A 17,697-nucleotide genomic window follows, 5' to 3' on the forward strand; every position below is an offset into this window, starting at 1 on the left:
AAAACCTCGATCCGTTTAATAGTCGACTAAACATCATCCGCCTGTATCCCGGCCTCTTTGAGCATCCTGATCTCCTCTTTGCGTTGAGCGATCAAGTCCTCCAAATCCTCCCCGCGGCTTCCGGCCACCTGTTTGAGCGTGGTGATGCCAAGGTTCAGTTCGGCTTCGATCGCCTTGATGTCCTTGAGCGGATCGACCCACTCCCGCTTTGGCGGTATCCAAACAGGCGCAAAATCATCGCGGTTGTTTTCCAGGCTTACCGCGCTCAGCCCCTCTATGTTTCCTGCGTAGACATTGCGCATCAGCCACTCGTTGAAGATGGGGCGCAAAACATAGGTGACCAGATGCACCTGCTCGTGGGAGAAGCGCTTGTGGTCCTGGATGATGGAGGCCCTTGCGCTGGAGAAGTTGACCTGCGAATAGTCCCTGAAGGCCAGCTCGTAACTGACTTGACGGCTGACGGCGATGAGTCGAACCGCGCTCTTGACGAAACGCTCGTGATCGTCGCCGTTCATATTCGCTGCCAGCAAATGGGGCTTTTCGCCCGGAGATAGGTACTCGACGATAATATCGTTGATATCCTCGATCGGGTCGCCGTCAAGCCCGGCGTCTTTGGCGGCCAGCCTCGCCTCAAGGTCGGCGGTCTCGATGAAATAGGCCACGTTCGCACGCGCCCGTGCTGCTTTGATAAATGCGCTCTGATACCCAGCGAAGTTGCGCAGGTCGATGATGCTTTGGCGATATTCGGAGATGCCGCGATACTGGGTGGCGCGATTTGTTATCTTGAAGTAGTGGATAATGTTGGCGGCTGGGATCTCTTTGCTCTTGAAATTCTCCTGACGGATAACATAGCGCTTGGGCGCGCCGTCTTTGTCGAGAATGATGCCGTCGGCATAGATGCCGTCGGCGTCGTTATAGTTTTGCAGCGTCGAGTCGATGCGGTCAGCTTCAACAAGCTGAAGACGAAATGGGTTTTTCCTGTCTTTCGGATACCGTTTTGCGACAATGATTTCCCCGTCCATCATACGTTGCGCGAGAATAACGCGCTGCATATCGCCAAAATGAAGTCGGCGCGTCATATCGCAAAACTCTTTTTCGCACCAGCGCTCCCACAATTTTTCGATGCGGCGGTTGAGATTTTTATCTTCGCTTTTGATCTGCAGCTTCAAGCCGTTGCCAACGGTGTTGTTGACTATTGCGGCGTCGATGTTTGCCATGATGCCGTTGTTTTCGTGCAGCCACCTGGCGCGGGCCCGCATCGTGTCGCGGTCCATTGCAGCGGTCGCCTCGAACGGAGCATTGACGGAATTGTTGAAGTCGCGGTTGGTGGTGCGTTTGCCGCCCTCGTAGTAACTTCTTACGATTTTTGCGGCCTGCCTTGCGATGAACCTTCTGAGTGAATCACGAAAAGACAATGCGAGCCTTTCTTGGAAGAGGTCCTGTGGATGATCCTGGGATGTGATCACGTCCGTATTTGGCGATCTTGTCAATCAGGTATGCTTCACGTTCCTGAAGTTTCGAGAGCGAAACATGCTCGATGCTTTTGTCGCCAATTTCCATCCTGTGGCCTTTCAGCGAAGCAGTTATGGCTGCCTGCACTTCATCAAGTTGTTCGCCAAGTGTTTGCGCCAAAATCGCCCCTTTTTTCATATGCTGATGAAATTGTGGCAGTTTCGAGAAAAGATTTATAGTCGACTAAAGTATGCCGTTCTTTTTCAATTCTTCGTATTTTTGTTTAAATGGAGGGCTCTCCTTCAAAAGCATCTCCAAAATCTTGCTCTTTGTGGCCTCATTCTCTTTCGCAAGTTCGAAAAGCACGCGATTCGTGCGTTCTTTTACCGTCAAATGCAAAGTGAGTGAGGAGTCCAAAACATCTTTTCTGCGCCCAGCCATGATTCCCCTTTAAATGATGTCACCCCAATTGTCTGTTTGCCTGCGTTTTTTTCTTTTTGGCCTATTGATACCGTTTTTATGCCGATGCGCCACCGCCTTGTAGTTTGGGTTGAGTATCCGCACCGCCGCAAGCGCATAGACGTTGATGTCCAGCGCTTCGTTGCGGGCGCGCGTTTTGACCCACTCTCTGCGCTGAAAGCCTTTGTGGTAGCGCGTTACGACCTTCTCGGCGGTCAGCTGCGCGAAATATTCCGCGTCGTACCGATCGCTGAAGTGGTAATAGCCTGGTGAGTGCTCTTCGATTTTCAGCCTGGCATAGATGAGCTCTTTGGCGGTATCGGTGCCGACCATGAAGAGCTTCACGCCGTATTTGTTCGATGTCGACGGGCGCGACACGATCGGTTTGCCTGGCGTGGAAGAGCCCTTGACGGCATAGACGCGCCGCATGGCGTGCCGCTTGCAAAACTTGTACACCTCGTCGGTGAAGTGGCCGCCTGAGTCGATGCAGGTGCAAGAAACCGGCAGCTTCACGCCAAGCTCGCTGTCGTATTCGTCGAAGATGATATCCTCCAATTGTTGCCACGTGCTATCGAGCGCCGGGCTGCCGTGGATAACGAAGGGTTTGATGCCCCAGCTCTCCTCACCCTCTCCGAAAGCTTTGATCTCCCCTTCCAGGCGATCGTCCTGCACATCCACTCCCGCGACCAGCACGGCGGCCTTTGCCGGCACCTTTTCGTAATCGGAGACATGCTGCGAAAAGTCGATGTCGTCCACCCCCTCGCCCTGGTCCTCCTCCCACGTCTCGCCCAATGAGGTGTTGACGAAGGTTTTGAGGGTGTGGGGGCTCTTTTTGGCTTCCAGGAAGTTGGCCGCCATTTCGGAGAGCTTCACCCACGGGCTGTAGATTTCGTTCAGCCAAAATCCCGCCACTCCGTTGGTCTCTCTATCGGCGATCCACCGCCCTTTTGTTACCGCGCCCCATCTTTGCGCGTCCGACCATAGCGACCCGCACGCTTCGCAGGCATACGCTGCGGTGAACGGGTCATCATTTTCCCACACGACGTTGCTCCACTTCAGCACCTGCGTTTTGCCACACTGCGGGCATGGCACGTGAAATTTGCGCTTGTCGCTCTCTTCGTAAGCCATCTCAATGCGCGACAGGCCTTTGATAGTCGGGGTTGAGACAAGCATCCGCTTTTTGTTCCAAAAGGTCGTGGAACGCTTGAAGGCCAGGTTGACAGGGTCGCCCTCCGCACCGGCGCTTGGAGGATAGCGATCGATCTCGTCGCAAAGCACGATGCGCACCGGTCTTGAAGCCAGCGAAGCCGGAGAGTTCGCTCCCGCCATCGTGATATGGCCCCCGGGAAAGGTTTTGTGCAGAATCGTGTTTCCGCTTGCACGCGCCTTGTAGTCGATGAGCCCGTGCAATGCTTTGGTATCTCGAATCATCGGGGCCAGACGGTCTTTTGAGAAGGTTTGCGCCATTTCAAGCGTAGGCTGAAGCATCAAGATTGGCGACGGGTCTTGAGAGATGAAATAGCCGATAATATTGAGCAGCTGCTCCGTTTTGCCAGTCTGGGCGCTCGACATCCAAACGATGGTGTGGATGGACGGATCGACGAAAGCGTCCATTATGTCACGCTGGTATTCCGCTCTGCTCGTGTCCCACCGACCGGGCTCCGCACTCGCTTCGGCGGACAACATACGGTACCTATCGGCCCATTCACTTACTTTCAGTTTCGGCGGCGGGGCCATCACCGCCATGGCTTTCCGCCAGACGTTTTCGATACGATTCAGGTAGTCCGTCATTCGCCAATTCCTTCAATGCTTCATGAATGTGATCCGTCAAGATTTCCTCTATGACGCTCGTTTCGGTTTCGCTTACCAGTTTCCCCGCCGCCTTGGTCGGAATGGTTAGCAGCTTGCCGCGCGCGTTAGCGGTATATGCCTGCCACGTCTCGATAACAAGTGGCGTTCGAATCAATTCGCCACGCAACTCCTTGACGATCAGCTCGCGCTCGTCCGCCTGCGCCGCCGTAAGCCTGATCTTCTCACGCTCAAGCGGCTTTTCGTCGCCTGTTTTGAGATGGTCGATATACTGCTGAATCGACTTTTTGATCGGCGTGCCGCTGCCACGCTTTTTTGGCGGCAAAATCCCATCATCGCGGTACCGCTTGACCGTCTGCGGCGAAATACCAAGAAAATCGCCAAGATCGGCGTCAGACCCGTACAGCTCTGCCATATCTCACCTTTTTAATTTTCGCTTCAGCTAAAAAAAGATCGGGGCCGCCACTACCCGCACCGCCATCATGCCAGGAAGGACCCGTCACCATCCCATCTCCTTCCGCTTTGCCATCGCCCTGGCGAACGCTTCGGAGAAATGCTTCTGCCCTCTTCGCTCGATAACCTTTCGCACGATTGCCACGTCATGCAGCCTCTTCTGATAGTTGGGCTTATCGGCTATGCGCAACATGCAGACAGGATGGTTTATGCCTGGCACTCTCGCATAGACTCCTGGGTGCATATGCCCTGAGGAATGCCACGGGATTGCGAAATACCTCACGCCTTTCTTTCTCAGTCTCTCCCTTCTTTTTCTGCTCGCCTTCGTTTCGTTCGCCATGAACCCTGCCTTGTAGAACAGCTTTAGCTGGCTCATCATCTCAACATAGGTATGCGGCTTGATCTTTACGCCAGGCGGTGGTGTGAGTATCTGATCCTGACGCATCAATCCCATGTGGATCATCGCTTTCTCCATTCCCTTTCGCGCGCGGTCGCCGCCTGTGTAGTGATGCTTCAGCACTTTGTACTGCCAGCTCCATTCATCGACGTACAGTTCTGCGTATGGCTTCGCTTTGGTCGCTTTTTTGACACGCCACGCGGATGGTATTGATTTTCCCTTGATATTGAGTTTCGCACCGATCTCTTTTTTGATCGTGCCAAGCGCGTCGAATGCGATGTTGTTCATCGCAACCATCGTCGCGTACGGGATGTCATTGCTGGCTATTTTCCCAAACGCTTTGATGTACTGTCTGATGTTCGACCTGATGTCTATGTTCATCTTCTCTCCAGCCTTTCGATCTCGTGCTGAAGATACCATGCCGCCTTCTTCAGATCCTCGATGCCGTTCTTGCGCTTGTGCCTGCTGACGTATTTGATGACGTTCATGATGGCCCAGCTCCATCCTTCCTTTTCGTTCGCCTCGATGTATTCCAGCGGGCTGATTGCCATTTCTGTGTAGTGCTTCGGTTCGATCGGATTGTCTTGGTCTTTGTTTCCAATGGCGTCGATCACCGCCATAATCCCGTCCGCTTGTGTCATGCCACCTCCTTTATGTCGATTTCGACGCGCTCCGGCCCGATGCCTCCGTATTCGAACGAAATGGCCGTGATATTTCGCTGGCAGTCGTCCGGGATGATCTTCGCGTCCACCAGTGCGTCGCTGAAGAATTTGTCGATGACCGCTCCTACGTTGCCTATGTCTTTTCGGTGATTCGTCTCGAAAAAGATCGTGTAGTGGATATGGACGCGGTCGTAATGTTTGCGGCGGTGTGGTCGTAGGTGTGCCCATGCAATCTCTTTGTACGTCCGTTTCGCTTCAGCGGATACGCGGTAGTGGATGTTGCGGTAGTCGTTCATCGTCAGCAGCTTCTGCCGTCCTGCTTTGACGTAGGTCGGGAGCGGGAGCGTCAATCGGATCACATCATCTCCTTTGACGGAAACGGCACGTGAATACCGAATTTTTCTCCAAGCAATCTGTTCATCACGTCGTACACCTTGTCTATCTCCTCTTTTTTGAGCTTCGTGGTGCTCTCTTTGCCAAGCATCGCCTTTTGCAACCGCTTCCACATCACCTCTTTGACGCTTGACGGGCTCCACGGCACGTCGGCTTTGATCACCTGCTTCATGTCAAGCCCCGCTTCGTTGAGCGCGTCTGCCACCATCGTGAAGTAAAGATGCATCGCCGCGTTTTGTTTGATCGTGCGGTAGTCCATGTTCGTGATCTTGACCTGGTAGTATCCGTCGTTGAGCGATTCGAGTACGTCGCGATCTTTGAAGATCGGCTGTCCGTTGATGACCTGCATTGTGACGATCGGCATTACAGCATCTCCTCCACGATATACCGCTCGTAATTCTTCTCGCCGATCCTCTCCACGTCCTCCCGACTCACACCAAGCGCCGCATAGCCGTCTTTGCCGTGGTGGATTTCGTAGTGGCATGGATGGCAGAGCGCCACCAGCGTGCGGTCGTCCTTGTCGGCTCCGCTGCGACCGTATTTGGCGTGGTGTGCTTCGCATGAGGCGTGGCTTCCGCATATCTGGCATGTCGGGAATGTCAGGAAGAGCCATGAGCGGAAGGCCTGCAGGTGCTCCGGCGACATGCGCTTTAGGCTCTTTGGCTTGTTCCATCGGGTCTGTTCGGCTTTTGTCATCTCACCACTCCAAAAAAACCTCAATCGGTAAATCATCGCGCCCGATGGCGTCATAGACCCTCTTTTGCAACTCGTAATCCTGTGGCGACGCCTCATGGATGTTGACTAAGATCGTCCAGTCGTCGTCTAACAGACTGGCGCACATTTTGATGTCGCCGACGAAAGCGTTTGGCGCCTCTTTCTCCAGCATCGTCTCGATCTTCTCTTTCCATGCCTTCGCTTCTTCTCGCAGTTTCTCGTTCATCCCATCGCCTCCCGCATCAAAATTCTCCATGCCATCGCCACCACTCTCGGAACCTGTCCGTTTCCAAGGGCTTTAAGTCGGTGTGTCCGATGGGCCAAGCCATCAACCACTCGACCCACTCCGGGTTCAGGCGGCCACCTACGGCAGTCGCCAACCCAGTCCCGCTGTTCGTCCCGTCTTTCGGTCTGTTGTAATTCCCGCATACCGTCGGCGTAGGCCAATATCCACAATCTCTTTCTACGGTGTGAAGCGCCGGCGTCGTCCGCTCCCACAACTCCCCATACCGCATTAAGCCGAAGCGCGGCAAGGTCGGCAAGCACTCGATCGAGTCCCCTGGAAACAAGCATCGGTGAGTTTTCCACGAAGACGTATCTGGGTCGTACTTCACCGATAATTCTCGCCATTTCCGACCAGAGCCCGCTTCGCTCTCCTTCAAGTCCTTTTCCTTTTCCGGCGATGGAGATGTCCTGGCACGGGAAGCCTCCCGAAACCACGTCAACAATGCCTCTCCACGGTCTTCCGTCAAACGTTCGCACGTCATCCCATATCGGGAACGGGTCGAACGTTCCGTCGTTCTGACGTGCGACGAGTACATGTCTGGCATACTCGTCGATCTCGACCGCACAGACCGTTCGCCAATCGAGGATTTTGCCGCCAAGTATGCCTCCGCCAGCGCCCGCGAATAAAGCCAACTCATTCACATCGCCTCCAATTCCTCTTTTGACCGGCTCATCATCATCCGGTGATCGTTGACGACGATCAACGCGCCGCACCTGTCGCAGATGTCTGGCATATCGCTCAAATCCTCGCTCTCCCATACTCGCTTGCAGTGTGCGCACATCGCGGTGAAGCGGAAGGTTGGTCTTTCCTGATTTTGGTTTCGTTTTCTGCTCATCGCGTTAACTCCCAAATTCTCGCCAAAATATTTACGATAATCTCCTTCAGCCTGGTTCCGTCCGTCAGCCTCAAAATCCATGCGATCATGCCGATCTCCTGAAGTGGTACTTGAACAGCTGCCTCAATTCACGATCTGGCAGTGGATCGCCGCTTGAGTGCACCAAATCTGTGACGAACCGCTCTATCGTCCCGTAATCCACGCCCTCCTTTTTGCCCCATAGTATGATGTCGGCGACGGCGTTGTTTCGGTTGCCGGTTTCGTAAATTCTGTTGAACCGCGCCTTCATCGCTTTGAATATGTCGCCATCACGCTCTTTCGCGCTCAAGGCTTTGTGCTTCTGCTCCTGCGCCCACCGCGCCAGCTCGATACGCTGTTTCGCCCGTTCCAAAAACGGCTCCCAGTCGAAAAACTCCCCGTACAAAAACTCGGTCTGCGCTTCGGGGTTGCCGGCGTATGCCCGCGCCGCGTCTTTGCATCCTGTGTCCACGCCTGGGAAATGGCGGTAAATCTCCTCCATCGTCATCGAGTATTCGTCATTCGGGATGTCCATCGCCGTCAGCAGCGGAACGATGGCGCGAAAGCGGTCGCACACTTTGCCGTTCTTCTCCTTCCGATGGCTCTTGGTCGTGCCGATGAACGCCGCATTGGGATAGATGCGTTTTTTGAACTCCTCGATGCTCATGCCGTCGTCGAAGTCGAGTACGATGGCATTGGTGCTGTCGGCGATCCTGTTTTCGCCTTTGCGGTAATCGCCCATGAACCAGAATGGACTGTACCGCCCACGCATCTTCAGAACCCGCACAAAATCGTCGAACATGACGGAATACGGCTTGAATCCTTCGGCCACCGCCATACTTGGGTCATTTGTAGCTGAAATGTTGATATTGCAATCCGCAAAACTCATGCCACATTCTCCGGGAAGTCGATCACGACCATGCCTTCGGTTTTAGGTTCAGGTCGATGCATCGGTGTGGCGATTTTGATTTCGAAATGGTCTTTGCCGTCCGTCAGCTTCCAAAGATGCTTCCGTACGCCCCAGTTGTCCTTTTTGAGCGCGCACTTTCGATAACCCATCTCCAGCTTGTCTATGTCTGGTTCCCCTTCGTCGTCAACGATGAACGACAATTCGTACCGCGCCCTCACGCCATCGTGAAACGCCGTCGCGCCCCTGCTGGCTCCGTCTTTGTTGGCGTGGTGGATAATGAGCGTCGTGATCTGAGACGCTTTCGCCCATTCCGCGAACGCCTGGATGAATACACGCGCTTCGGAGTTGTCGTTTTCGTTCCCGCCATAAAATGCCAGCAGCGGATCGAATACCACGAACCTCGCGCCAATGTCGATGAGCCTGTCGCCGATCTTTTGGATTTCGTCGTAGTTGGCCTTGAAAAGCCCCATTTCCCGCTTCGCCAATTGCGGCGGCGCGTCAAGTATCAGCGCCATCTTCGGCAATGCGTCGGGATTGACCAGGCCGTCTGCCGCCATTGCGTTGAAAATCGCCCGCACTTGCCCGGGATAGTCTTCCGTCAGCCACAACGCGCTGACCTCCCCGGTCTCCATGACGTGCCTGGCCGCCATGATGAGCGCAAGCCTCGTCTTTCCAACACCCCCGGCAGACGACAGCAGCGTCACGGCATTGCGCGGGATCGGCATGAAGCTTGTAAGAATGAACGACGCTTCGGACGGTTCGATGGAGGAGAGCATCTCGATCTTCATCACATCACCTCGACGTAGTTTTTGCGCTTTTTGGCCGGTTTCGCGCTGGCGACGTAGTCAGCCATGAAATTGACGAGCTTCATCGCGTAACGCCCTTTTTCGGCGATATGCGCTTTAAACGCCTGGACGAATCGCTTTGGGTCGTCTATCTTCAGCGCGTACTCCAAAGCGTTCAGGTACTCGTTTTGCGGCAGCCGCCCCTTGGCCCCCATGTGGAAGCATTCGGCCTTGATGACATTCAGCACGCCGGTGGCTTTGGCGCGGTCGGCGGCTTCGCGTGCGCGCGCGGTAATCCCCGGGTTATTTTCTCCGGCTAAGGAAGAATGCTCCTTTTGGTCTGTTTTGCATTCAGTGCTTTTGGGACGTGTGGAGCTTTCGGTGTTGTTTCGTTCGTCACCGGTTGGCTTTGCTGTTTTCCTATGCTGAACATCTTCAACGGAAAAATCACACTCTCTCCAGCCGCTTTGCCCGTCCTGTTTGGCTGTTCCTTGCTGAGAGGGTATGGTGTGTGGTTCTCTTACGGGTTCAGTAATTACAGGTTCGGGTGTAGCTCCTACACTACCCCCTGGTGTAGCTCCTACACTACCCTGGTGTACGTCCTCCACTACCCCCCCCGCGTCTTTAACTACCCCGTTCATGTTTATTTGGTAGTGATTTGGAAGGGATGTTCCGTCCTTTGTTCTATGAATAATTCTTATAAAGCCGTCAGCTTCAAGCTCTTTCAGATACTTGATAACGGTCTTTTTTGAAAGTTCAGAATCGGCAACGATTCTGTTCAATGACGGCCAACAGTAGCCATCGTCATTCGACCGATCCGCAAGCAGTAAAAGCAGCAGTTTTTTTTGTGGTTTTCCAGTCTTTTGTTTCGATGCCCAAGATAATGCGTCCCAGCTCATGCCGCCACATCCTTAATCCGTTCAATTTCATCTTTCGGCATCCAGTACCGCGCGAATCGCTTGCCTGTCGCTTTGTTCTCGACCATTTCTGTGCGGATGTCGTAGCCGTCGTTTCGCAGCTCGTCAATCCGTGCCGCCAGACGAAAGCAGCCAAAGTCGTTGAGCGCTTCGATGGCGCTTATCGATTTGCCGTCAAGCAGATGATGTAGGATCATTTCACACTGGCTCATTTCAGCATCTCCTCAAGCTCCCTGATCGCTTTGCGCAGATTGAACGTCGCTTTTCTGATCGCTTCGCTCTCGTCTTCGTCGATGGTCCCGTCCTCCAACGCTTCGAAGAGCGTTTTCGCGAGATCGCCGTGAACGCTGTCGATGCCGAGCGTCATTTGCAGGACGTGAATGGTGTCAGCTTCTGTCTGTGGCGCGTCTGGCGCCTTGCAGAGGTTGTAGCCGTACTCGTCGAGAATGGCGCTCAAGACATCTTCCCTGCCCTCTTCGTCGAGTTCGTAAAGCAGCACGGCGAGCTGATCGACGCTCATGCGCTTGGGATTGGCCGGGTTGTATGTGGTGCAGTTGAGCATGGACGATACCTGGATGTGGCCGTTCGGCCCCCGGTATCCGAGAAGCGGCGCGAAATGCGCGCGCGCCTGAAGGTGGTGGCGGTTTCCGAAACCCTCGACGGCTTCGGCGACCGCTTTGTAGATGAAGCGGTGTTTTTGGATCATGATATCCCCCACGGATATTGCCTTTTCAATGCCTGCCGGCCCCCACAATCCGTGGGGGGGGATTTTTCACTCAGGGCCGGCATTGAAAAAGGAGTGAAGCGCTTCAGTGAAGTTTTGTTATCATTGGAGCGCACCTCGGTGTTTTTCCGATCCCTAAACTTTGGTCGGTGGCTGGATCGGATGCATAGGTTAATCAACCTATTAGTTGATTATAAACTAATTGGTAGATATATGTCAAGGAAAGGAGTATGGTTATGGGCTCGATCGGATTTTGGTTGGCATTTTTTGTGTTTTGCTTTCTGGTAGCAATGTATGCAGAAAAACTCCACAGGAGCGGGATTGCTTATTTCATAGCATCTATTTTCTTTTCGCCGTTGATAGTTTTTCTATATCTTTTGATAGCAGGTGACGCACAAAAAACAGGAGACAATAAGAACAATGGCAATACTTTTAATGACAAAAACGTTTCGATCCCTATTAGTAGCGAGGACGAATGGGAAAAATTGAAGTTTGATATTAGAAAATTATTTCCGTCTCTTGATAGTATTGAGGTAGATGACCAATTTAGATTTATCGCGACAGACGGGAACGCGAAGATTGTAGCAAATAGGCAGCGCGATCTTGCAAAAATTTTGTTTTACTCTATTGATTCAACTCCGCTGCTTGAAAAATACAAAATAAATAAATCTTCTTCAACACAAAAAGGAACTTCAGAGAAGGAAACGATAGAAGCATTGGAAAAACTATCAAATCTTTACGAAAAGGGAGTGTTGACCGAAGAAGAATTTAATAACAAAAAAGAGAAGCTATTAAGCAGAATATAAAATTGAATAAATTCACAAAATTCATATTGTTGCTTGTTGTAATTTCGCTAACTAACAGTTTCGCCCACTCCACACACCACGAAAAACACTATCAGCGCATCTTCTGCGAAAAGGTGCACGGCAAGATGGAGTATCGGCTAAAAGACGGCACGCGCGTGGACTGCCAGACGCCTACCTATTCGTTCGAAGTGGATTTCGGGCACAAAGCGTTCGAGAGCGTCGGCCAGGCGCTTTACTATGCGATGATGACGGGCAAGCGTCCTGGGATTGTGCTGATCAGTGAAACGCCGAAGGACGACCGCTACATAGGGCGCATCAAGGCGTTGGCGAAGAGGTATGGAATTTATCTGTTCGTGATAGACGAGATGGGAAGGATCAGGGCGATTAAATAATATTCAATGTTTTTAATCTAATCTCCATTGCCTGCTCAGATACTTCAAATTTTTTTGCCATTATTTTTATAAACAAATCTCTTGGTATTTTTTCTTTTTTTTCAGATTCTCTATACTCTTCAAGGATTTTTGATCCAATATCTATAATCATCGTTTCAGGCATCAACAAATTTGCTGCATATCTATTGGCAACCACCTCTTTTAAATCACGAGTTGCGCCACGTCTTAATGTTGTATAATCATCTTTTATTGGGTCTTTGAATTTGTCAATATTTGGTATAACATCATAAACGAGATGACCTATTTCATGGGCAAGAGTAAATTTTCGCCGATTTATATGATCGGTAGGATTGATCCAAATCTCAGGACAACCTGTTTTAGATAAATATATCTCTCCATCATATGTTAATTTATCCCAATCTAACGACTCATCGACTTTTATTCCGATTTTTTCCGCGATTAAATAAGGGTCTACTGGAGGCTTAACTATACCGGATATTTCTAATAATTTATTTGGACTAATTTTTGATATTTTTTCGAAATCAATTCCACACATGCTTATTCTCCTATCCCTTTCTTGAGCGTCTCCTTTACTTTTTCGCCTACAACTTTTTTTACCATATCTTCTTTTACCATATCCTTTAGTTTATTATCAAGTTTATCATTCACACTTGCATCTATCAATGCATTAAATTTTTCTTTAAATTCTTCATCTCCAAGAATAGACGCAATTAATGAGTCTTTTATTTCGTTATTTTTTGATATTTGTTCTACAACTTTTGCTACTGCCTCTGTAATTTGTTTTTTCTTGTCTCTTGCAAGAAACACTTGAAGTATAATAGTTACAATCACTGTTAGAATGGTAATTATTCCTAAATATATAGTCAATACGCTGTCAGAATGGGAAAGAACATCCCCTGCAAGCGTTAACATATTGTTAGTTGATGTAAGTATGTCAGCAAGTGAAATATTTGCATCCATAATCAATACTTCCTCACCCCGCCAACAACGCGCCCGACGATGATGCAGTCATCCAGCTCGTCGCCTGTGATCCGCTCATCCCCAACGTTGCTGTTGTCGCTATGCAGGACGATCACCTTGTCAGCCGGCTTGATGTATACCCTCTTCACCAGCACGCCCATCGGGGTTTGAATGACATAGATGCCGCCGTCTCTCAACTGGCCGCCGTCCTGCTCATAATTGAGCACATAGAGCCGGTCGCCACTCTCTATCGTCGGGCTCATGCTGTCGCCGACCGCAGTGATGAGATGCAGCCCTTCATACGACGGCAGGCCGAGGATTTCGGTGATGAACTCTATGGATACTGGCACTTTTTTCGGCGCGGTGTCGTAATTGTACGCGCCGCCGCCAGCTGAAGCGTAGATATCGGGGTAGAATGGGATGGATACGGTATTGGAAGGAGCACTGGATAACTGTTTATTGCCAAACATATCTCCAGCGCCGTATTCAAGCCACGGTAGATAGATGCCCTTCTCTGCGGCGATCCGTTTCATATTATCAGTCAATTTTTTTGCTTTTTTGAATTTGCTGACAGCCTGCGGGCTTATTCCATACTCATTTGCAATTATATTTCCATATCTATCTGTTCCATAGACTTTCGTCATCGCTTCATGAAATCTTTTGCCAATTTCTGTCATATTATCCACCAAATGCTTGACATTTATCTACCTTTTGGTTTATAATCAACCTAACAGTTTATTTACATTCCCATAATGTAAACAATTATAACAAGACATCTTGAAAGAAAGGTAGGTTCGTGACGAAGACATTAAACCTGTCAAGCTGGCAACGGTTCAAACATGAGCTTTATAAAACAGGCAGATGCGCGGAAATGGCGGCAGAAGAGATCGGCACTACCGAGATGGCGCTTCGACAACGCATTTACGCCGGGCTGAAGCGCCCGGACGGAAAACGAACTCCGCTCGACGAGAAGATCGTCAAATTCATCGAAGAGAACAAGCTGGACTTCGACGTTTCATAGGGCGGCCCGCGGGCTTCCCTATTGAGCCGTCGGCTCTGATCTATCACAACCCAGCCGGTGCCAGGCAACCGGCTAAGAGACTCCCGAGCGAGGCAGAGAGGGAGAAGAGCGTTCCACCACGGCCATATCAGTTGTGGCCGTGCAGAGCACTCAAAGGAGCCACCATGATCACGATTGTGAGAAAAGGGATTGACAAGTACGCGGCGGCGACCATCTACGGGTTCATCTACAACGTCAAGTGGATAAGGAGGTGGAAATGGATGCGGACATAAGGGACGAGATTGAAACGATCCATGCGCTGACCAGTCGGCTTCGGACGCATTTGGACACGCTGCAGGCGTCAATCACGCATGTTGCGGCAACGACACTGCAGCAGATCGAACATCTCGAATTTATCAACAAGCGGCTAAAAGCCGAAAATGAGGCACTCAAGGAGAAACTTAATGAAAACAATGGTCATGATTGGTGATATAGGACAGGCTGCGCTCGTCACCAGCGCGTTGATCTTGGCCGGTCGCGCGCTGGTGGCAGGCATCAAAAATGAATACGTCGAAATTATAACATACTGGAGAAACCGATGAAGATCACGATCGACATCAACGACTTCGACGCGCTCGTGGACAACCTGGCCGCAAGCGTCCTTCGGGCGTATGACCGCTCGGAAAACAGCCCGAAATCGAAAGTGATGAAGGATATATACAGGCAAAAAGCAAAGCTGCTGGAAAAGATGCGTGACGAACGCATTAAACAGACAGGAAAGTGAAATGGAAACAATTCTCGTGACGACAGTTTTTCTAATCGTGCTTGCCTGATTGTGCAACATCGAAAGGATCAAGAAAAAGAGCGGCGATGTCGTGTATCGCAACGTCGCAGGAAAATGGATAAAGGTGGAGTTATGAGCAATATTATCGAACTGAAGCAAAAACCGATCATCGCCTACGACCTGATCGAAGCAAAGGGCAAAGAGATCGCCCAACGCATCGCAACCCTGGATATTGACAATATCGAGGCGAACGAAAACAATTTAAAAATTATCAAATCTACCAGAGCGGAGCTATCGAGGGAGTTCAAAGACCTCGAAGAAAAGCGCAAAATGGTCAAAGACATGATCCTGAAGCCGTATAACGACTTCGAGGCTGCCTACAAAGAGCATATCGCCTGCCTGTTCAAAGATGCAGATGCGACACTGAAAGAAAAGGTGGCAGCGGTTGAGAGCGAAATCTTGCAGCGAAAAATCGAAGCGATCAAAACCTACTTCGATGAGCACAGCAAACACGAATGGCTAACCTTCGACGATATCGGTCTTAATATTATCCGCTCCAAATCCGACAAATTCTACAAAGATCAGATTGATGAATACTTGGGCCGCGTCGAAGCGGACTTGCAGACCATTGAGACGCTGGAGCACAAAGAACGCGTCCTGGCCAAATACCAGCGCATCAAAGACCTGGCCGCCGCCATCGCGGAAGTGAATATCGAGATCCAGCGCGAAGAGGCGATCAGAAAGCAGCGTGAAGAACAGGAGCGTTTGAAAAAAGAGCGCGAAGAGGCAAGTCAAAAGAAAGAAGCCGAACAGGATCGCGCCTACGTCGAGACCGTCGCACCACAAATGGCCGCGACACAAGCGTCCATCCAACAGCCCGAACCGCAGATAGAGATGAATCTGCAACCGTCCAAACGCTACCGCGCCACCTTCACCATCACGGCAACGATGGAACAGATGGCGGAACTAAAACAATTTATGCAACAAAAAGGAATCACTTATGAGTCAGTTAAATGAAAAAGCGGTCGTCCGATACAACATCGGCGATACAGAAATCAAACTCACTCCGAAAATCGTAACAGATTACCTAACCAATGGCGCCAATATCACCATGCCGGAGTTCAAACTCTTCACCGAACTCTGCAAGGCCCGAAAACTGAATCCGTTTCTGAAAGAGGCGTACATCATCAAATACGGCAACAACCCCGCCCAAATCGTCGTCGGTAAAGACGCGATCCTCAAACGCGCCATCAATCACCCGCAGTTTGACGGACGCGAACAGGGCATCATCGTACAAAAGCCGGACGGCACCATCGAGGAGCGTCGCGGAACGTTCCATTTGCCCGACGAAGCACTTGTAGGCGGTTGGGCAAAAGTCTACCGAAAGGACTGGCATCATCCCACCTATATCACCGTTTCATTCGACGAAGTGGCGCAACGAAAAGGCAACGGCGAACTCAACTCCAACTGGGCCACAAAAGGTGCGACGATGGTCGAAAAGGTCGCATTGGTGAGGGCATTGAGAGAAACATTTGTCGAAGACCTCGGTGGCATGATCGACGAAGACGAAGCCTGGAAAGAGGATGCCGCACCACACAAACAGTCGGAACAGCATGCCGTATCGCAGCCAGACCCGTTCCAACAGGCTGCCCCAATCGATGCCGAAATAGAAGAAATCGACATGAACGATGTACCGGCATGAAAATCGACATAATCAACACCGGTTCTGACGGCAACGCCATCTTGATCGACGACCGTCTACTCATCGATGCTGGCGTGTCCTATGCGATGCTCAAGGATTATGATATCGAAACTGTATTGCTCACCCATATCCACGGAGACCATTTCAACCCTTCGACCATCCGAAAGCTGGCGGTCGAAAAGGAGTGCCTTTTCGTCTGCGGGGATTTCCTGCGCGAAAGGCTCGCATCGATGGGCATGCCGCAGGAGCAGATACTCACCATCAGCGAAATGGCCAAACTTCCATCCGGCCACTACGTCGTGCCTGTGACGCTCTACCACGACGTGCAAAACATAGGATGGCGCATCAGACGTGGAGATCATCTACACTTCCACGCCACCGACACCGCCCATCTAAACGGCATCACGGCGATGGATTACGATACGGCCACGATCGAGTGCAATTACGAAATGCAGCTGGCAAACGCCATCATCGAAGAGGCGAAGTTCCACGGCGAATATACCCATCTCGCAAGGGCTGTCGAAACGCACCTCTCCGTCCAACAGACCGTCCGCTTCGTCCAGGAAAACCGTATCAGGCGACTCATCCCAGTACACATCGGCAACTCCACCAAAGAGGCGGTACTGGAGTACCTGAAAAATAATTGCGAAAGGGCAAGATATGTTCAATAAAATCATCCTGGTAGGCAACCTCACCCGCCAAATAGAGCTACGCTACACCCCAAGCGGCCAAGCGGTAGCCAAAGGCGGCATCGCCACAAACCGCAAATGGAAGGACCAGAGCGGCCAGCAGAAAGAGGAGGTGATGTTCATCGACTTCACCATCTGGGGGCGCAGTGCGGAGATCGCAAACCAGTATCTCCACAAAGGCTCCAAAGTCCTGCTGGAAGGCCGCCTGAGCCTGGAGCAGTGGACAGACCAAAGCGGACAGAAACGCTCCAAGCACGTCGTGACTGTCGAAAACCTCAAGATGCTGGACGGCAAGGGCCAAGCTGGGGGACAAGATCCACAGCAGGGCGGCCAAGATCCACAGCAGGGCGGCCAAGATCCACAGCAGGGCGGCCAAGATCCACAGCAGACACCACCGCAACAACAACAGCAACAGCAACAGGCTCCGCAACAGGCGCAAATGCCGCCCATTGAGTACGACGATAGTGACATCCCATTTGCCTACATCGGACTCTCCGAAGGCAAACAATATATCCATGTTATCTAAGGG

General features: G+C 51.3%; 31 protein-coding genes. 10 read left to right on the forward strand and 21 right to left on the reverse strand.

All coding sequences use genetic code 11. From position 1 onward, the window contains the following. Positions 1–26: 26 nt before the first annotated feature. The 18 genes from JMG82_RS04985 to JMG82_RS05070 all read right to left on the reverse strand — a co-directional run bounded on the left by JMG82_RS04985 (position 27) and on the right by JMG82_RS05070 (position 10,796). Positions 27–1,415 carry a phage portal protein gene (locus JMG82_RS04985; RefSeq protein WP_201353826.1) on the reverse strand — a complete coding sequence of 463 codons (1,389 nt, stop codon included), beginning with the start codon at positions 1,413–1,415 and terminating at the stop codon, positions 27–29. Beyond that, on the reverse strand, positions 1,402–1,650 hold the full coding sequence (locus JMG82_RS04990) for a hypothetical protein (RefSeq protein WP_201353827.1): 249 nt from the start codon (positions 1,648–1,650) through the stop codon (positions 1,402–1,404). The genes JMG82_RS04985 and JMG82_RS04990 overlap by 14 nt, the downstream gene beginning before the upstream one ends. Positions 1,651–1,695: 45 nt before the next feature. After that, positions 1,696–1,893 (reverse strand): hypothetical protein, encoded by a 198-nt coding sequence (locus JMG82_RS04995; RefSeq protein ID WP_201353828.1) that lies wholly within the window; start codon positions 1,891–1,893, stop codon positions 1,696–1,698. 9 nt (positions 1,894–1,902) lie between these two features. Next, complete coding sequence (locus JMG82_RS05000) at positions 1,903–3,702, reverse strand: phage terminase large subunit family protein (RefSeq protein WP_201353829.1); 1,800 nt, start codon at positions 3,700–3,702, stop codon at positions 1,903–1,905. Then, complete coding sequence (locus JMG82_RS05005) at positions 3,617–4,135, reverse strand: hypothetical protein (protein WP_201353830.1); 519 nt, start codon at positions 4,133–4,135, stop codon at positions 3,617–3,619. The genes JMG82_RS05000 and JMG82_RS05005 overlap by 86 nt, the downstream gene beginning before the upstream one ends. Before the next feature lie 84 nt (positions 4,136–4,219). Continuing rightward, positions 4,220–4,951, reverse strand: a complete 732-nt coding sequence (locus JMG82_RS05010; protein WP_201353831.1) for a phage tail protein — start codon at positions 4,949–4,951, stop codon at positions 4,220–4,222. After that, the gene (locus tag JMG82_RS05015) at positions 4,948–5,211 is read right to left on the reverse strand and encodes a DUF3310 domain-containing protein (protein WP_201353832.1); all 264 of its coding nucleotides are present in this window, start codon (positions 5,209–5,211) and stop codon (positions 4,948–4,950) included. Before JMG82_RS05015 ends, JMG82_RS05010 begins: the two co-directional genes overlap by 4 nt. Further along, entirely contained in the window at positions 5,208–5,591 is a 384-nt protein-coding gene (locus JMG82_RS05020) for a RusA family crossover junction endodeoxyribonuclease (protein ID WP_201353833.1), read from the reverse strand. Before JMG82_RS05020 ends, JMG82_RS05015 begins: the two co-directional genes overlap by 4 nt. After that, positions 5,588–5,989, reverse strand: coding sequence for a hypothetical protein (locus tag JMG82_RS05025; protein WP_201353834.1), 402 nt, complete (start codon positions 5,987–5,989; stop codon positions 5,588–5,590). The genes JMG82_RS05020 and JMG82_RS05025 overlap by 4 nt, the downstream gene beginning before the upstream one ends. Continuing rightward, entirely contained in the window at positions 5,989–6,321 is a 333-nt protein-coding gene (locus JMG82_RS05030; RefSeq protein WP_201353835.1) for a hypothetical protein, read from the reverse strand. Before JMG82_RS05030 ends, JMG82_RS05025 begins: the two co-directional genes overlap by 1 nt. A 1-nt stretch (position 6,322) precedes the next feature. Further along, positions 6,323–6,565, reverse strand: coding sequence for a hypothetical protein (locus tag JMG82_RS05035; RefSeq protein WP_201353836.1), 243 nt, complete (start codon positions 6,563–6,565; stop codon positions 6,323–6,325). Then, positions 6,562–7,257: a DNA cytosine methyltransferase gene (locus JMG82_RS05040; RefSeq protein ID WP_201353837.1), complete on the reverse strand. Its 696-nt coding sequence runs from the start codon at positions 7,255–7,257 to the stop codon at positions 6,562–6,564. The genes JMG82_RS05035 and JMG82_RS05040 overlap by 4 nt, the downstream gene beginning before the upstream one ends. Before the next feature lie 5 nt (positions 7,258–7,262). Next, the gene (locus JMG82_RS05045; RefSeq protein ID WP_201353838.1) at positions 7,263–7,541 is read right to left on the reverse strand and encodes a hypothetical protein; all 279 of its coding nucleotides are present in this window, start codon (positions 7,539–7,541) and stop codon (positions 7,263–7,265) included. Between the two features lie 4 nt (positions 7,542–7,545). Beyond that, a complete protein-coding gene (locus JMG82_RS05050) occupies positions 7,546–8,316 on the reverse strand; it encodes a hypothetical protein (RefSeq protein WP_201353839.1) in 771 nt (256 codons plus the stop codon). A 47-nt stretch (positions 8,317–8,363) separates the two neighbouring features. Then, complete coding sequence (locus tag JMG82_RS05055) at positions 8,364–9,176, reverse strand: AAA family ATPase (protein WP_201353840.1); 813 nt, start codon at positions 9,174–9,176, stop codon at positions 8,364–8,366. Further along, positions 9,176–10,072, reverse strand: coding sequence for a helix-turn-helix domain-containing protein (locus JMG82_RS05060; protein WP_201353841.1), 897 nt, complete (start codon positions 10,070–10,072; stop codon positions 9,176–9,178). The genes JMG82_RS05055 and JMG82_RS05060 overlap by 1 nt, the downstream gene beginning before the upstream one ends. Then, the gene (locus JMG82_RS05065) at positions 10,069–10,302 is read right to left on the reverse strand and encodes a helix-turn-helix domain-containing protein (protein ID WP_201353842.1); all 234 of its coding nucleotides are present in this window, start codon (positions 10,300–10,302) and stop codon (positions 10,069–10,071) included. Before JMG82_RS05065 ends, JMG82_RS05060 begins: the two co-directional genes overlap by 4 nt. After that, entirely contained in the window at positions 10,299–10,796 is a 498-nt protein-coding gene (locus JMG82_RS05070; RefSeq protein WP_201353843.1) for a phage regulatory CII family protein, read from the reverse strand. The genes JMG82_RS05065 and JMG82_RS05070 overlap by 4 nt, the downstream gene beginning before the upstream one ends. Positions 10,797–11,050: 254 nt before the next feature. Here JMG82_RS05070 and JMG82_RS05075 point away from each other — a divergent pair, with 254 nt between their 5' ends. After that, positions 11,051–11,620, forward strand: coding sequence for an SHOCT domain-containing protein (locus tag JMG82_RS05075; protein ID WP_201353844.1), 570 nt, complete (start codon positions 11,051–11,053; stop codon positions 11,618–11,620). A gap of 26 nt (positions 11,621–11,646) precedes the next feature. Beyond that, on the forward strand, positions 11,647–12,012 hold the full coding sequence (locus tag JMG82_RS05080) for a hypothetical protein (protein ID WP_201353845.1): 366 nt from the start codon (positions 11,647–11,649) through the stop codon (positions 12,010–12,012). On the opposite strand, the gene JMG82_RS05085 is transcribed toward JMG82_RS05080, so the two are convergent. The 3 genes from JMG82_RS05085 to JMG82_RS05095 are packed head-to-tail and all read right to left on the reverse strand — an operon-like array spanning position 12,005 to position 13,670. Continuing rightward, positions 12,005–12,568 (reverse strand): ImmA/IrrE family metallo-endopeptidase, encoded by a 564-nt coding sequence (locus JMG82_RS05085; protein WP_201353846.1) that lies wholly within the window; start codon positions 12,566–12,568, stop codon positions 12,005–12,007. The genes JMG82_RS05080 and JMG82_RS05085 overlap by 8 nt on opposite strands. 2 nt (positions 12,569–12,570) lie before the next feature. Next, entirely contained in the window at positions 12,571–12,993 is a 423-nt protein-coding gene (locus JMG82_RS05090; protein ID WP_201353847.1) for a hypothetical protein, read from the reverse strand. Positions 12,994–12,995: 2 nt separating this feature from the next. Further along, on the reverse strand, positions 12,996–13,670 hold the full coding sequence (locus tag JMG82_RS05095; protein ID WP_201353848.1) for a S24 family peptidase: 675 nt from the start codon (positions 13,668–13,670) through the stop codon (positions 12,996–12,998). Positions 13,671–13,789: 119 nt separating this feature from the next. On the opposite strand from JMG82_RS05095, the gene JMG82_RS05100 reads away from it, so the two are divergent. The 8 genes from JMG82_RS05100 to ssb all read left to right on the forward strand — a co-directional run bounded on the left by JMG82_RS05100 (position 13,790) and on the right by ssb (position 17,694). After that, the gene (locus JMG82_RS05100; protein WP_201353849.1) at positions 13,790–14,014 is read left to right on the forward strand and encodes a hypothetical protein; all 225 of its coding nucleotides are present in this window, start codon (positions 13,790–13,792) and stop codon (positions 14,012–14,014) included. Positions 14,015–14,270: 256 nt separating this feature from the next. Continuing rightward, a complete protein-coding gene (locus JMG82_RS05105; protein ID WP_201353850.1) occupies positions 14,271–14,483 on the forward strand; it encodes a hypothetical protein in 213 nt (70 codons plus the stop codon). Beyond that, on the forward strand, positions 14,458–14,595 hold the full coding sequence (locus JMG82_RS05110; protein WP_201353851.1) for a hypothetical protein: 138 nt from the start codon (positions 14,458–14,460) through the stop codon (positions 14,593–14,595). Before JMG82_RS05105 ends, JMG82_RS05110 begins: the two co-directional genes overlap by 26 nt. Next, on the forward strand, positions 14,592–14,777 hold the full coding sequence (locus JMG82_RS05115) for a hypothetical protein (RefSeq protein WP_201353852.1): 186 nt from the start codon (positions 14,592–14,594) through the stop codon (positions 14,775–14,777). Before JMG82_RS05110 ends, JMG82_RS05115 begins: the two co-directional genes overlap by 4 nt. Before the next feature lie 132 nt (positions 14,778–14,909). Further along, positions 14,910–15,794 (forward strand): DUF1351 domain-containing protein, encoded by an 885-nt coding sequence (locus tag JMG82_RS05120; RefSeq protein WP_201353853.1) that lies wholly within the window; start codon positions 14,910–14,912, stop codon positions 15,792–15,794. Beyond that, positions 15,778–16,479, forward strand: a complete 702-nt coding sequence (gene bet / locus JMG82_RS05125) for a phage recombination protein Bet (RefSeq protein ID WP_201353854.1) — start codon at positions 15,778–15,780, stop codon at positions 16,477–16,479. The genes JMG82_RS05120 and bet overlap by 17 nt, the downstream gene beginning before the upstream one ends. Beyond that, positions 16,476–17,150, forward strand: coding sequence for an MBL fold metallo-hydrolase (locus JMG82_RS05130; RefSeq protein ID WP_201353855.1), 675 nt, complete (start codon positions 16,476–16,478; stop codon positions 17,148–17,150). The genes bet and JMG82_RS05130 overlap by 4 nt, the downstream gene beginning before the upstream one ends. After that, the gene (gene ssb, locus JMG82_RS05135; RefSeq protein ID WP_201353856.1) at positions 17,140–17,694 is read left to right on the forward strand and encodes a single-stranded DNA-binding protein; all 555 of its coding nucleotides are present in this window, start codon (positions 17,140–17,142) and stop codon (positions 17,692–17,694) included. The genes JMG82_RS05130 and ssb overlap by 11 nt, the downstream gene beginning before the upstream one ends. Positions 17,695–17,697 lie beyond the last annotated feature (3 nt).

This window comes from Hydrogenimonas urashimensis (genome assembly GCF_016593255.1).
Taxonomy (GTDB): Bacteria; Campylobacterota; Campylobacteria; order Campylobacterales; family Hydrogenimonadaceae; genus Hydrogenimonas; species Hydrogenimonas urashimensis.

Coding starts and splice junctions, on each gene's coding strand:
- JMG82_RS04990 (WP_201353827.1), bottom strand. CDS start 1,650: ATGAAAAAAGGGGCGATTTTGGCGCAAACACTTGGCGAACAACTTGAT.
- JMG82_RS04995 (WP_201353828.1), bottom strand. CDS start 1,893: ATGGCTGGGCGCAGAAAAGATGTTTTGGACTCCTCACTCACTTTGCAT.
- JMG82_RS05000 (WP_201353829.1), bottom strand. CDS start 3,702: ATGACGGACTACCTGAATCGTATCGAAAACGTCTGGCGGAAAGCCATG.
- JMG82_RS05005 (WP_201353830.1), bottom strand. CDS start 4,135: ATGGCAGAGCTGTACGGGTCTGACGCCGATCTTGGCGATTTTCTTGGT.
- JMG82_RS05010 (WP_201353831.1), bottom strand. CDS start 4,951: ATGAACATAGACATCAGGTCGAACATCAGACAGTACATCAAAGCGTTT.
- JMG82_RS05015 (WP_201353832.1), bottom strand. CDS start 5,211: ATGACACAAGCGGACGGGATTATGGCGGTGATCGACGCCATTGGAAAC.
- JMG82_RS05025 (WP_201353834.1), bottom strand. CDS start 5,989: ATGCCGATCGTCACAATGCAGGTCATCAACGGACAGCCGATCTTCAAA.
- JMG82_RS05030 (WP_201353835.1), bottom strand. CDS start 6,321: ATGACAAAAGCCGAACAGACCCGATGGAACAAGCCAAAGAGCCTAAAG.
- JMG82_RS05035 (WP_201353836.1), bottom strand. CDS start 6,565: ATGAACGAGAAACTGCGAGAAGAAGCGAAGGCATGGAAAGAGAAGATC.
- JMG82_RS05045 (WP_201353838.1), bottom strand. CDS start 7,541: ATGGATTTTGAGGCTGACGGACGGAACCAGGCTGAAGGAGATTATCGT.
- JMG82_RS05050 (WP_201353839.1), bottom strand. CDS start 8,316: ATGGCGGTGGCCGAAGGATTCAAGCCGTATTCCGTCATGTTCGACGAT.
- JMG82_RS05055 (WP_201353840.1), bottom strand. CDS start 9,176: ATGAAGATCGAGATGCTCTCCTCCATCGAACCGTCCGAAGCGTCGTTC.
- JMG82_RS05060 (WP_201353841.1), bottom strand. CDS start 10,072: ATGAGCTGGGACGCATTATCTTGGGCATCGAAACAAAAGACTGGAAAA.
- JMG82_RS05065 (WP_201353842.1), bottom strand. CDS start 10,302: ATGAGCCAGTGTGAAATGATCCTACATCATCTGCTTGACGGCAAATCG.
- JMG82_RS05070 (WP_201353843.1), bottom strand. CDS start 10,796: ATGATCCAAAAACACCGCTTCATCTACAAAGCGGTCGCCGAAGCCGTC.
- JMG82_RS05075 (WP_201353844.1), top strand. CDS start 11,051: ATGGGCTCGATCGGATTTTGGTTGGCATTTTTTGTGTTTTGCTTTCTG.
- JMG82_RS05085 (WP_201353846.1), bottom strand. CDS start 12,568: ATGTGTGGAATTGATTTCGAAAAAATATCAAAAATTAGTCCAAATAAA.
- JMG82_RS05090 (WP_201353847.1), bottom strand. CDS start 12,993: ATGGATGCAAATATTTCACTTGCTGACATACTTACATCAACTAACAAT.
- JMG82_RS05095 (WP_201353848.1), bottom strand. CDS start 13,670: ATGACAGAAATTGGCAAAAGATTTCATGAAGCGATGACGAAAGTCTAT.
- JMG82_RS05105 (WP_201353850.1), top strand. CDS start 14,271: ATGGATGCGGACATAAGGGACGAGATTGAAACGATCCATGCGCTGACC.
- JMG82_RS05110 (WP_201353851.1), top strand. CDS start 14,458: ATGAAAACAATGGTCATGATTGGTGATATAGGACAGGCTGCGCTCGTC.
- JMG82_RS05115 (WP_201353852.1), top strand. CDS start 14,592: ATGAAGATCACGATCGACATCAACGACTTCGACGCGCTCGTGGACAAC.
- JMG82_RS05120 (WP_201353853.1), top strand. CDS start 14,910: ATGAGCAATATTATCGAACTGAAGCAAAAACCGATCATCGCCTACGAC.
- bet (WP_201353854.1), top strand. CDS start 15,778: ATGAGTCAGTTAAATGAAAAAGCGGTCGTCCGATACAACATCGGCGAT.
- JMG82_RS05130 (WP_201353855.1), top strand. CDS start 16,476: ATGAAAATCGACATAATCAACACCGGTTCTGACGGCAACGCCATCTTG.
- ssb (WP_201353856.1), top strand. CDS start 17,140: ATGTTCAATAAAATCATCCTGGTAGGCAACCTCACCCGCCAAATAGAG.